This is a genomic window from Vibrio intestinalis, from assembly GCF_025195085.2.
In the GTDB taxonomy this organism is placed as follows: domain Bacteria; phylum Pseudomonadota; class Gammaproteobacteria; order Enterobacterales; family Vibrionaceae; genus Vibrio; species Vibrio intestinalis.
In genome coordinates, this window is sequence record NZ_JANAVY020000005.1 from 88,771 (window position 1) to 101,231 (window position 12,461).

Annotated in this window: 14 protein-coding genes; 7 read left to right on the forward strand and 7 right to left on the reverse strand. The window is 45.3% G+C overall.

The genetic code is table 11. The features are described from left to right. Positions 1 to 14: 14 nt before the first annotated feature. Positions 15 to 347 (forward strand): zinc ribbon domain-containing protein YjdM, encoded by a 333-nt coding sequence (locus MU515_RS09880; RefSeq protein WP_260260259.1) that lies wholly within the window; start codon positions 15 to 17, stop codon positions 345 to 347. A gap of 32 nt (positions 348 to 379) precedes the next feature. On the opposite strand, the gene MU515_RS09885 is transcribed toward MU515_RS09880, so the two are convergent. The 3 genes from MU515_RS09885 to MU515_RS09895 all read right to left on the reverse strand — a co-directional run bounded on the left by MU515_RS09885 (position 380) and on the right by MU515_RS09895 (position 2,467). Then, positions 380 to 580, reverse strand: coding sequence for a hypothetical protein (locus MU515_RS09885; RefSeq protein WP_260260260.1), 201 nt, complete (start codon positions 578 to 580; stop codon positions 380 to 382). Positions 581 to 773: 193 nt separating this feature from the next. Beyond that, positions 774 to 1,541 (reverse strand): sulfite exporter TauE/SafE family protein, encoded by a 768-nt coding sequence (locus MU515_RS09890; RefSeq protein WP_285892414.1) that lies wholly within the window; start codon positions 1,539 to 1,541, stop codon positions 774 to 776. 89 nt (positions 1,542 to 1,630) lie between these two features. Then, the gene (locus MU515_RS09895; RefSeq protein ID WP_260260262.1) at positions 1,631 to 2,467 is read right to left on the reverse strand and encodes a DUF6279 family lipoprotein; all 837 of its coding nucleotides are present in this window, start codon (positions 2,465 to 2,467) and stop codon (positions 1,631 to 1,633) included. Between the two features lie 242 nt (positions 2,468 to 2,709). Here MU515_RS09895 and MU515_RS09900 point away from each other — a divergent pair, with 242 nt between their 5' ends. Beyond that, positions 2,710 to 3,069, forward strand: coding sequence for a cystatin family protein (locus MU515_RS09900; RefSeq protein WP_260260263.1), 360 nt, complete (start codon positions 2,710 to 2,712; stop codon positions 3,067 to 3,069). A 12-nt stretch (positions 3,070 to 3,081) separates the two neighbouring features. Here MU515_RS09900 and lhgO read toward each other — a convergent pair whose 3' ends face one another. The 4 genes from lhgO to MU515_RS09920 form a co-directional block, all read right to left on the reverse strand. Continuing rightward, positions 3,082 to 4,296, reverse strand: a complete 1,215-nt coding sequence (gene lhgO / locus MU515_RS09905) for an L-2-hydroxyglutarate oxidase (protein WP_260260264.1) — start codon at positions 4,294 to 4,296, stop codon at positions 3,082 to 3,084. A gap of 110 nt (positions 4,297 to 4,406) precedes the next feature. Beyond that, positions 4,407 to 4,628 (reverse strand): hypothetical protein, encoded by a 222-nt coding sequence (locus MU515_RS09910; RefSeq protein WP_260260265.1) that lies wholly within the window; start codon positions 4,626 to 4,628, stop codon positions 4,407 to 4,409. Positions 4,629 to 5,078: 450 nt separating this feature from the next. Next, entirely contained in the window at positions 5,079 to 5,279 is a 201-nt protein-coding gene (locus tag MU515_RS09915; RefSeq protein ID WP_260260266.1) for a restriction endonuclease subunit S, read from the reverse strand. A 112-nt stretch (positions 5,280 to 5,391) separates the two neighbouring features. Next, the gene (locus MU515_RS09920) at positions 5,392 to 7,308 is read right to left on the reverse strand and encodes a methyl-accepting chemotaxis protein (protein ID WP_260260267.1); all 1,917 of its coding nucleotides are present in this window, start codon (positions 7,306 to 7,308) and stop codon (positions 5,392 to 5,394) included. 347 nt (positions 7,309 to 7,655) lie between these two features. Between MU515_RS09920 and MU515_RS09925 the strand changes: the two genes are divergently transcribed. From MU515_RS09925 to MU515_RS09945, 5 genes are all read left to right on the forward strand, one after another. Next, a complete protein-coding gene (locus tag MU515_RS09925) occupies positions 7,656 to 8,612 on the forward strand; it encodes an AAA family ATPase (protein ID WP_260260268.1) in 957 nt (318 codons plus the stop codon). An 11-nt stretch (positions 8,613 to 8,623) separates the two neighbouring features. Further along, entirely contained in the window at positions 8,624 to 9,538 is a 915-nt protein-coding gene (locus MU515_RS09930) for a DUF58 domain-containing protein (protein ID WP_260260269.1), read from the forward strand. 4 nt (positions 9,539 to 9,542) lie between these two features. Further along, on the forward strand, positions 9,543 to 10,004 hold the full coding sequence (locus tag MU515_RS09935; protein WP_260260270.1) for a DUF4381 domain-containing protein: 462 nt from the start codon (positions 9,543 to 9,545) through the stop codon (positions 10,002 to 10,004). Further along, the gene (locus tag MU515_RS09940) at positions 10,005 to 10,973 is read left to right on the forward strand and encodes a vWA domain-containing protein (protein WP_260260271.1); all 969 of its coding nucleotides are present in this window, start codon (positions 10,005 to 10,007) and stop codon (positions 10,971 to 10,973) included. It begins immediately after the preceding gene. After that, positions 10,966 to 12,461 (forward strand): vWA domain-containing protein (locus MU515_RS09945; protein WP_260260272.1); only part of this gene is annotated, 1,496 nt, incomplete at its 3' end. The genes MU515_RS09940 and MU515_RS09945, both read left to right, overlap by 8 nt.

The following is a 12,461-nucleotide window of genomic DNA, read 5'->3' on the forward strand; positions in this document are numbered from 1 at the left end:
TGAAGTAATACGCTATGTCATTTCCTCCTTGTCCAAATTGTCACTCTGAATATGTTTACCAAGATCAGGCCCATCTTGTATGCCCTGAATGTGCTCATGAATGGAACCCAAGTGAGCCAGATGAAGAAGCAATCACAGTAAAAGACGCCAACGGCACGCTACTTTCTGAAGGTGATAAAGTCACTCTAGCGAAAGATCTCAAAGTAAAAGGCAGCTCTTTGGTGTTGAAGATTGGCACTAAAGCCGTTGTCAGACGAATTGTGGATGGGAAAGACCACCAGCTCGATTGTAAAGTCGACGGTGCAGGAGAAATGATGGTGACGGCTCAGTTTGTTAAGAAAGCCTAATTAACCATCGTTGTGTATTTGAGAGCGCCCAGTTAGGCGCTCTTTTCGTTGTTGTGATGATGGCCTATATGGAGTTTGTGCTTAACAAATACGACCATCGCCACAACCAATGCGACAACCGACACAAACAGCAAAGCTCGCATGTTCAAAGCCCATGAAAATATCGCTGCTAAGAAGGCAATAAAGGTAATCATTCGACTTTGTGTCATCACTTGACCAAGTTTTCTATCCATAACTCCCCCTTAATAGAAAAGTACGAACACACATGGCAGTGGACGATGCGAATAACAGACTAATTTTCATCTCTGCCACGTACTTATTTTGCGCCTTAGCGGTCAATAAAGCAGCTAAAACAAAGTCAAATATTATAAATCTGTGAGCATAACACCTTGTGTTACATTGGTGACACTTTAACCAGATAGCAAGCTAAACTGCGTAGACGTCGACGAAAAAGTAACAAGTCATACAAAGGCTTGAAAGAGCAACAAAACGTTTAACCGTGCGCTGCGATAAACTGCGAGATACGGTCGCGGCCAAGTAACCTCCCGTTATCGTTCCAAGCAGTACCACACTACCCGCTTGCCAGTTGATTGCACCTTGCCATAAAAACAAGGCAATCGCGCTCAGCGATACACAAGTTGAGATGAGAAGCTTTAAGCCGTTCATTTGATGAATATCGCTAAAACCTGCGATAACAAGATAGCTCAGCACTATAACGCCCAAGCCAGCGTTAAAAAATCCGCCATAAGCGCTGACAAGCACCAAACAGAGCGTAAGAGCCACAGTCGCTACGCTTTTTGAGCTCACCGATGATGAAGCAATAATGTTAGCAATAGCGCGTACCTTTTCACCCAGTAGAAAGAGTAAGGTCGCAAACAAAAGTAGCCATGGTATCGCCTCAACAAACAAAGACTCTGATACATTAAGTAGTAGCCACGCCCCTAACGCGCCGCCAAGCAAACTGAAAATCGCAATAGAGATAACTTTGCTAGGTTGGCTGGTAATATCACGTCTAAACCCCCACGCTCCACTGATGTAGCCAGCGCAAGCGGCAAAAGTGTTGGTCGCATTGGCGGTGATGGGCGGTAAGCCAAACCATAACAAGGCAGGAAAAGTGATAAAGCTGCCGCCTCCGGCTACGCTATTAAGCACTCCACCAAATAACCCCGCACAAAATAGAACTACCCAATCCATGAACACCTCTATTTATAAACTTAAGCCTATGGTTATTATTACCAGTCATCCGCGCCGATGATATACAACTTTAGGTGCACACAATAAAATTAGGGCTTTTCTACGTCTTGGGCGATGTCTATCCAGTCTTGCAACTCATTGCGCCAGTAGTTTATTTGCTTTTCCGACATGCTTTGCCCAATTAAGACCATGTATTTTCGCCCTACTTGTTTGTTATGCTCGACGGCTGTAGCCAATGGCTCACCATAATACTGCTCTGGATTATACAGTAAGGCATGTAGTCCTTGCGCTAGCTTTTGTGGCTCAGCGCGATTGGCGAGTAGGGTTTTAAGCTCAATTCTTAGGTTGGTTTGGTAGTTTAACCACAGCGGCGTGGTCACTTCGAGTTCGGCGACCCACTGTTCAATTAACTGCTCTTGTTCGCTATCGAGCCGCCCTACCCAGTCTGAGACATTTTCTTCCACTCGCTGCTGATAAATCTCTCGTATTTTTTGGTCATTTAAATTGGCGTATTTCTTCTTTGCTTTAACGTGCTTTACGCGAATGGCGTTCATCAATTGCTCGGTTTGAGCATCACTCAACTGAGCCACGAACTGTATGATTGATGGATAAAATCTATCGAGCAAACGTGTCGAATGCCCGCGCAATAGTTGCTCTTGTTCGATAAGAAAATCGGCCGTGATGGATTTAGGATCAGTTCGTTGGATTGTTTTGAGCTGCTCTATATACAGCGGGACTTCTTGGCCTCGATGCCACACTATCGAATCATTAAGGCTAGCGCTGACAAAGTCCTCTTGTTGATCGTTTAACTCAACGAATTCATCCATATATTGCAAGGCAAACCAATCGATGTTGTCGTAAACAAGACGCGAGCCGCATCCGTACAGGGCCAAACTCACCAATAGTATTAGTAACCCTCTTACCATGCTCTCTCCTTCAAGCTCTTTACCTACTCTTTAGAGCGTTATCAATAAAGATAGTTCTTCTGATTACTACTAATCCTTTCGCATTATACTAATCTGGATAAGTCAGCGATCAAATCTGACACTGACGAAACACTTAGCTCATATTAACGTACTAGAATAAAAGAGATTATCTATTGGGTAGCAAATATCCGAACATAACAATACGACTCTTTGAATGAGTCACTCTTTGGAAGGAAAACATCATGAAGATGATGATCATCGCGATATCAATGGCATTGGCTGTGGCAGGTTGCGCTCAATCAGACATGCCGAAACAAAGCACCTCCCCGATTTGCCAATCTAAAGCCATGCCCGGCGGCTGGCAAACTGTCGAGGTCACTCCTGAAGTACGCCAAGCAGTAGAAACTCTCATGTTACGAATCGAAGCCGATTCAGAGCTTAAGCAAATTAACCAAGTCCGCAGCCAAGTGGTTAATGGCACAAACTACGCCATTGAAATCGAGCTGATAAATGGCGAAGTTTGGCATGGTATTGTTCATCGTAATCTACGTAACGACTACATGATCGATAGCGTGGCGAAGCAAGGCCCTCTTTGTCACTAAAGTAAGCAGACGTTAGCCTTTAGTAGAGAACTTACGCTCAACCTTATCGCAAATATACTCTCCGATTGGGATGGCTGACGTCGCAGCTGGACTTGGTGCATTACATACATTAAGGCTTCTCACGCTCTCACTAAATAAGAAGTCATGCACCAGTTCACCATCTCTAGTCACAGCCTGTGCGCGGATGCCAGCAGGGTAAGGCTCTAAATCTGTAAGGGCAATCGAAGGGCAATATTGATTAACGCGGCGAAGATAGCCCGGCTTCCACCAAGAGTTTAGCCACTCTTTAAATCCGGTTTGTAAGTGCGCTGCGGTCACTTGCCAAAAACCACTAAAACGCAGCATTTGCCATGTATCTTTGGCGCTAAAATTGAGCTTACCATAGCCCTCTCTCTTCCAGCCTTGTACTGCGTTCGGCCCAACCGTCACACTGCCATCTATCATGCGCGTTAAATGCACGCCTAAAAACGGTAAGTTAGGTTCTGGAACTGGGTAAATAAGGTGATTCACAATCTGATTATGGCGGCGGTCGAGACGGAAATATTCACCGCGGTAAGGAATGATCTGAAAGTCTGTATCAATACCCAACATGCGGCTTACTCTGTCCGCCATTAAGCCTGAACAGGTAATCAAATGTTGGCAATTCAACTGAAGGGTTTGACCGTCCGACATACAGGTGAGTTGGACTTCTTCTGGCAGCTCGTTAATAGCAAAGACTTCAGTGCGAAGGCTTATCTCACCTCCTAACGCTTTGTACTCTTCAACCATCGCATTAGTTACTTGTTGATAATCAACGATGGCAGTTTGCTTAACGAAAATGGCCCCGACACCTGAAATATTCGGTTCGGCGAGCTTGAGCTGCAAATGATCAAGCAGTTCTACTTCTATTTCATTTTCAATGCAGCGCTCATAGAGAGCAAGCATGCGCTGTTGCTCAGATTCATCTGTGGCGACAATCAACTTTCCACAATGCTCGACTGGGATATGATGCTCTAAGCAAAAGTCTTTGGTCGCCTTCGCCCCGCGTTTGCAAAAATCCGCTTTCAGCGAACCCGGCGCATAGTAAACGCCCGCATGAATAACGCCGCTGTTATGACCTGTTTGATGCTGTGCAAACTGCGCTTCTTTTTCAACCAACAATATACGTTTTTCAGGCTGTCTCTGTTTTAACTGCCATGCAGTCGAGACACCCACAATGCCACCGCCCACTATTATATAGTCGTACATACTATCCCTATTCACGCGTTGCAATGATGGCATTTTAACCGTGATGCAAAAGCAATTCCGGCAGCAAACGCACGAAGAGCGATAAAAGTGATTGACTCAATCATTGTGCTCTAGGACTTATGAAGCTTGATTAATCCCTGCTTGACTAAACGTTGTTGTATCTGCTCTTTCTCTAGCTCAACTTTCACATCTCGGACAAAAGACATTGGATTTCTTCCCTGCTTACCTAATAGTGTCACTTTATCGTTGATGACCAAAGCGGGGCGGATCTCTACATCCTTTAGATCAACACCTTGCGCATGAAGTAATCTCTCAACCTCGTACAAATCCATTCAAAGAACCCTGTTGCATAGAAACCGGGGCACTGTACTGCAATTTGATTCAAGAATAAAGCGTCATTGGTCGCACCTCATCCCACTCTTGTAATTATGTTACGTAATCAAAATACAGAAAAAGATTACCCTAATATTCCTCACATATGCCCACCACTACAATAAAAACATAAGTCATTGTTAAAATTTAATTTTTATTGCTTTTACTAAATTATGAATGACAAAGGGTGTAACCAGAAACTGATTTATTGCAAAAGGGCCTCAACGTAATTTTGTAATATAACTCCAAATAAAATTTGTTGTTTCACTATTCGTTGCACTATGAGGCGATCTTCCTTCACTCCCCAAAAACTAAATGCAAAAAAGCCGATCAAACCTCAGTTTGATCGGCTTTTTACTCAGACGGACTGTCTAATTAAACGACTGTTCGTTTCAATTAGTGTACAGGAATTAATGTACAGGGCGATCGTTCTTAGCGTAGAACTTACCAAAGTACTGCTCCAATACTTCTGGAGTCAGTTTGCCCTCTGCTTCAAGCTTTTTAAGTTCAGCTGCGATGCTTTTTTGCTCTTCAATTGAAGGCAGTTTCACTTCTGGCTCATCGCCCATCTCTTGAGTCATCGCCTCAAGCTCTTTTGCAAAATCACTCATGATTTTTCTTACCTATTAAAAACAATTAGGGCTAAGTTTACCTACTTAGCCCTTGTTATTCTAGGTTTCAGACAAGCTGAACACCAAAATGATTGGAGATATTATCAGCCAACTACAGCTTAAAGCTGCCAACCATGCGATCAAGACGAAGCGACAGTTCTTTCAGATCATTACTTGCTGCAGCAAGCTCTTCAGCTGTGCTTGTAGTCATTTCGTTGATGGCATTAATCTCTTCGATATTCTGGTTGATGGTATGAACCACAGTCGATTGCTCTTCCGTCGCTGTTGCAACTTGCGTATTACGATCAGAAATATCATGAATACGCTCAGAAATACTTACCAATACCTCTACGGCTTCATCCGATGCTGTTACACCTTCTTGAGTCACTGACTGGCCAGCAGTCATCGCCGTAACGGCATCACGCGCATCACTTTGCAGCTGATTAATCATCTTCTGAATTTCTTCCGTTGAAACAGCTGTACGGCTAGCAAGATTACGCACTTCATCAGCAACAACTGCGAAACCACGTCCCTGCTCACCAGCGCGAGCAGCTTCAATAGCCGCGTTCAATGCTAACAAGTTGGTTTGCTCAGAAATATCGCGGATAACGTCAAGAATTGAGCCAATCTCTTGAGTAGTCGAGGCAAGCTGACTAACCACCTGCCCCGTACTTTCAATATCAGAAGCTAGGCGACTGATAGCATCTTTCGCTTGTCCAACAACGTGTTGGCCTTCTTGCGTGTTACCTGAAGCTTGGTTCGCTGTTTCAGCTGCCGTCGCTGCGTTTGAAGCGATCTCACTGATGGTTGCGCCCATCTGGTTAATAGCCGTCACCACTTGGATAGTCTGATCACGTTGCAATTGGCTGTTATCGTGCGTTTGATTCGCTTTGCCCGATACTCCATCCGCTGCTGACTGAAGTGCGCTTGAGGTTTCAGCAACTTCACGCATTGATTGGTGAATCTTCTCAATAAAGCCATTGAAGCCAGAAGAAAGCTGAGCAATCTCATCATTGCCTCGCACTTCAATACGCTGTGATAAATCGCCGTCGCCTTTACCAAGGTCAGTAAAGCGCTTAGCAATGGCTTTGATCGGTTGAGTAATGCTGTTTGCTAACAAGATACCCATGAAGATGAATACACCGGCAACGATTAGCGTAGTGAACAGCATCTTACGTGCAACGTTATTTAGATCAGCGAACACTTCATCCACTGGCACAACACCAATCGCAAACCAATCCATAGATTCAACATAAGTCGAACCAATGAAGACTTGTTGGCCTTGGTAATCTGTTTGGATCAAGTTAAAGCTGTTCTTATTTAGCAGCTCGCGAGATTTAGGACCATACAATTGGCTTAGGCTCGATTTCGCTTTATCTGCTTGGCGGTGAATCTGCACATCACCTTCTGAGTTAGCTAAGAATACGAAACCAGTCTTCTCAATCTTAAAGCCATTTAGCAAGCTCACCATGTCGTCCATCGATTTGGACAAACCTGACATACCTTGACCATTTAACTCTTGGTAGTTAGCGAACATTTTCACATCGCCGTTTGCTTCTTGGAAAATGCTAACAGACGTTGGCGCACCTGACTGAGTGAAGCCAAAGAACCAACCGTCTTGCTGCTGATTAAGCTGGCGTAGGAAGCCATCTTGGTTCCAGTAGTTGGCATTGTTACGGTTCGCAACGGACGCATCGTTCAATTTGTACTGGTTACGAACGTTATTAAGCTGCTTAACCACCAACGCGTCATCCGCTGTAGAGACAATATCGCTGCGAATCGCTGATTTCACAAACTCGTTGGTCGCTAGCTGCTGCGCAGCTTCGAGAAGCTGGCGAACTTCGTTGTCAATCTCAGTAGAGATTTGGTTTAGCATAGAAGGCAGCTCGATATCGACTAATCGATGCTCAAGAACTTCTCTAGCCTGGCGTTGAGCCATGACGCCCACGATGATGGTCGAAGCAAGTACCGCAAGCGTAATTCCGGCAACCACTTTCTGTTTAATGCTGATGTTATTAAAATTTATCATTTAGACTTTCTTTAAAACTTTGATTTTTATTACATATTATATTAGGGCAGATTAACCTTTACGGCTAAAGACAGCTCAGGTTGCAGCGGTTTAACTGCGCATTGTTACCCAAGTATCGATGTCACCATCACCTATATCGTCACATACCGCACAAACTTTACAGAAATCTAAGTTTTCGTTGCATAAATATAGATGAGTGATATCTAATTAACCTTGTTTCTTATGCCTATGATCCCCATATATTTTTCATACGCCGAGCAGCATAAAAAAACAGCCAATCGAGTTCCAAAAGGAAAACTTTTCACTTAATTCGCTGACTAAGTGAAAAACGAGGAGAATATACACTAATGACATCACAAGCGCTTGCCCAATTGAGAGAATACCTAAACAGCCAAGTAATTGGGCAACAAGAACTCGTCAAACAGCTATTGGTCGCTCTATTGGCAGACGGACACATTTTGGTTGAAGGGCCTCCGGGGCTTGCGAAAACCCGCGCAGTAAAATCTCTGGCCGATTGCATTGAAGGTAACTTCCACCGTATTCAATTTACGCCGGATCTACTTCCTGCTGACTTAACCGGCACTGATATTTTCCGCCCTGAAACGGGGGAATTTACTTTTCAAGCTGGCCCTATATTTAACTCACTCGTTCTCGCTGACGAAATCAACCGTGCACCTGCAAAAGTTCAGGCAGCAATGCTAGAAGCAATGGCAGAAAAGCAGATCACAGCGGGTCGCAATACCTACCCTTTACCTGAACTGTTTTTGGTCATGGCGACCCAAAACCCAATTGAACAAGAAGGCACCTACCCGCTGCCAGAAGCTCAGCTAGACCGTTTCTTAATTCATTTGACCGTTGACTACCCTAATGCGGAAAGTGAACTAGAAATATTGCGCTTGAACCGCGGGGAAGCCAAAGGTGATAACAAGATTTCACCACCGATGCTGAGCCAATCGGATATCTTCAAAGCCCGTAGTGAAGTATTGGAAACTCACATGGCAGAAGGTGTAGAGCAATACATTATTCGCTTAATCATGGCGACGCGTAACCCCGTCGATTACGACGCTCAACTAGCAGATTGGATTGAGATGGGCGTGAGTCCACGTGCGACTATTGCGCTTGATCGTTGCGCCAGAGCTCATGCTTGGTTAGCAGGCCGTGAATTCGTATCTCCTGAAGACGTTCAAGCTATGGCCTACCCTGTATTGCGCCACCGCATTTTGCTTAGCTATCAAGCACAAGCTGAAGGGGTGTCGCCAAATCAGGTGATCGACAAATTGCTTAGCTTAGTGGGTAGCGCGTAATCGTGAGTTCGATGGCTTCTTTACCTCCTTACAGTGATGGCGTTTCGCTTAACTTAGATGAGCTGCTTTATTACCAGCAACATGCGGTTAAATGGCTTCCACCAGCCAAAAGCCTATGGTCGCAATTGCTTGGGCAACACCAAAGCCGCCAACTTGGACGTGGTATGGACTTCGCTGAGGTGCGCCAGTACCAACCGGGCGATGATATCCGCGCGATTGATTGGCGCGTGACTGCCCGTACAGGTAAACCTCATACCAAGCTGTTTACTGAAGAGCGCGAACGCCCCGTGGTGTTATATCTCGACCTTTCAGCAAGCATGCTGTTTGGTTCCACTTTGACGCTGAAATCAGTATTGATGGCGCACTTGGCAAGTTTAATCAGTTGGCTGGCAGTCGCCCAACAAGACCGTATTGGTGCGGTGATTGATACAGGTACTGAGCTAATCGAAGTTAAACCCACCGCACGACGTCGTGGGCCTTTAACCATCATTCAAAAGTTAATTGAAGTTCATCAGCGACAGTTAGCCATGCCGCAGCCAGCGACCGCGCAGTCAATGGCTCACGCAATGCATACTTTAAATCGTCTCTGCCCTAAAGGCAGCGAAATTGTCTTTATCAGCGATTTTGTCCGTTTTTCAGATGAGCACAATGTGCAGTTATCTCGACTTAAGCAACACAACCGCATTCGCTTTGTTCATGTCTCAGACCCTTTAGAAACTGGGCAAACGCACTTTAGAGGAGTAGAACAGGTCTCTAACCATAAACAAACCCAATGGCTTGATTTCTCATCACGTAAAACACGAACCGAAATCGAAAACGCGTTTCAACACAAACTGCAAGGATTGCAAAACATGGCCCTGAAATTGGGCATCAGCTACAGCGCCTTGACCTCTTCCCAACAATTATTAAAACAAATATCTGGATAAGTGTATGACCAGTTCGACGAACACCTCTTTATTACCGCTTGAGGCAATGCAATTGCCTGATGTACCTTCTTGGCTTCCGCTTGCTTGGGGCTGGTGGGCGAGCGCAGCCAGTGTGGTATGTATTGCCCTTAGCTTGCTTCTCTATCTTCGCTGGAAAAAGAAACGTTTAGCACCGAAAAAAGCCGCATTAGCACTGATTCAGAAAGAGCACCCCGCTGCCGCAATTGAATTATTGCGCCAAGCAGCACTTTGCTATTTTCCACGTGAACAAATCGCCCACCTAACCGGCCAAGAATGGTATGCGTTTCTTGATCAACAAATGGGTTCACAGCTTTTTGAAACGAATAGCACAGCCTGGCAACAAGTGCTCTATAGCAAGCAAGGTGTAGAAAACGCCGACGAGTTAGTTCAGCATTGCTATCAATGGGTTGAACAATCACTACCGCCTAAAAAAAGGAGAAAATAGTTGGGCAATATCGAACTGGTTTGGTGGTGGATGTTACTACTTTTGCCGCTGCCAATCTTAGTGTATTGGTTAATACCATCGGCAAAACAACAATCGCCGATTTATCTCCCTTACCTGCCTGAGAGCGCACCGCAAACAGCACCGAAAAATGGCCTCGCTAAAATTCTAGCCACCATCATTTGGGTCGCAGTGGTTATCGCAGCTGCACGCCCAGTATGGTATGGCGAGCCTGTTACCTCGCACCCGAAACATCGCGATATGATGTTGGTTGTCGATTTATCAGGCTCAATGGCACAAGAAGATATGCTCTACCAAGGGGATTATATCGACCGCCTCTCCACCGTAAAACGTGTGGTAGGTGATTTTATCGATCAGCGTGAAGGTGACCGCGTTGGTCTGGTATTGTTTGCTGATCATGCTTATTTGCAGACCCCTGTGACGCTCGATCGTAAAACGGTAAAAAACCAGCTAAACCAGACGGTTTTGGAGTTGGTTGGCTCTAAAACGGCAATTGGCGAAGGCATTGGCTTAGCCACCAAAATCTTTGTCGATAGCGATGCGCCCCAGCGTGTAATGATCTTGCTTAGCGATGGCACAAATAACGCCGGTGTATTGGACCCAGTAACGGCCGCCAAAATCGCTAAGAAATACAACACTACGATTTACACCGTCGGGGTTGGCGCCGGAGAGATGGAGGTGAGCAAATTTTTCATCACTCGCACCGTCAACACTGCCAAAGATCTCGATGAGAAAACGCTAACCGAAATCGCTAACCTTACTGGCGGGCAATATTTCAGAGCAAGAAACAGCCAAGATTTAGCCGACATCTATCAAACCATCAATAAGTTAGAGCCAATTAGCCAAGCTACCAAAACATGGCGACCGCAACAAGAGTGGTTCCATTACCCGCTTGGCGTCGCTTTGATTGTGGCCTTCTTACTCATCGCATTAAGGAGAAACCATGTCTGAGTTCATGCTCCTCTACCCTAATTGGCTTTGGGCTCTACTGCCTTGGTTAGGGCTATTTGTTTGGCTGACTAAACGCCAACGTAGCCAAAACCTAATTGCCCCTCATATTGCAAAAGCAATGGGGCTGAGTTTCGACAAACATTCTGGAGGTTTACGCACTACCCTACTTATCATGGGTATTGTGGCGATTTTGGCCTTATCAGGCCCAAGTTTTTCCAAGGTTGAACGACCAAGCTTTACCCATTCTACCTCTCGAGTATTGGTAATGGATATGTCGTTATCCATGTATGCTACTGATATCAAGCCAAACCGTCTTTCTCAATCACGTTATAAGGCGATCGATTTACTCAATTTATGGCAAGAAGGGCAAACCGGTTTAGTCGCTTACGCAGCGGATGGCTACATTATTAGTCCGCTAACCACTGACAGCCAAACGCTCATTTCACTGGTTCCCAACCTATCGCCTGACATCATGCCAATTCCAGGCGCAAACGCGGCGATGGGCATTCAAGTGGCGATCGAAATGCTGACGAATGCAGGCATGGCCGAAGGTGATATTGTGCTATTTAGTGATGATATCGATGATCAAGAATTAAGCGACATAAACAGCTTGTTAAGTGGCACACCGTGGCGTCTAAGTGTGCTAGGCATCGGCACACAAGCTGGCGCGCCAATTCAACTTACCGATGGCAAACTGCTCCGTAATTCGCTTGGCAAAACCGTGGTTGCTCAAGCCAACTTTAGCAACATGCGCGAACTAGCAAGCAGCAATAATGGCCTATTCAGTGCTATCCAATTTGATAACCAAGATGTCGCTGTATTGGCAAGCCTTACCAATCAAGTAAACCAAGCACAACAGAACCAAAGCGAAGAAACCATTAGCAACCATGCGAACAGTGGCTATTGGTTGGTACTACTGCTGATAGTGCCATGTTTGTTGATGTTCAGAAAAGGTGTGCTGTTTAGCGTAATCATTGCAATGCCGTTCATTGGTGTAAAACCAGCAGAGGCGAATCCATTTCTCAATCAAAACCAACAGGCACTTGGACACTTTAAAAAGCAAGAGTTTGCTCAAGCGGCCGAGCAGTTTACGGATGCTGAATGGAAAGGAATTGCCCAATACGAAGCTGGTAATTATCAAGGAGCGATAGAATCGCTCAGCCAAGTAGATTCAGATAGCGTTCGCTACAACTTGGCTAATGCGTATGCGCAAAACAAGCAATACGACGCAGCTATTGAGCTTTACGAGCAAGTATTGCAACAAGAGCCTAATAATCAGCGCGCTGCAAAAAACCTTGAGATAGTTAAAGCGGCTAAAGCGCTTGAAAATAAACAGCAACAGCAACAGCAACAGCAACAGCAACAGCAACAGCAACAGCAACAGCAACAGCAACAGCAACAGCAACAGCAACAGCAACAGCAACAGCAACAAAAATCTGCCGAACAAACCTCGCAGAGCCAAGAACAAAATAGCCAAAGTGAGAGCCA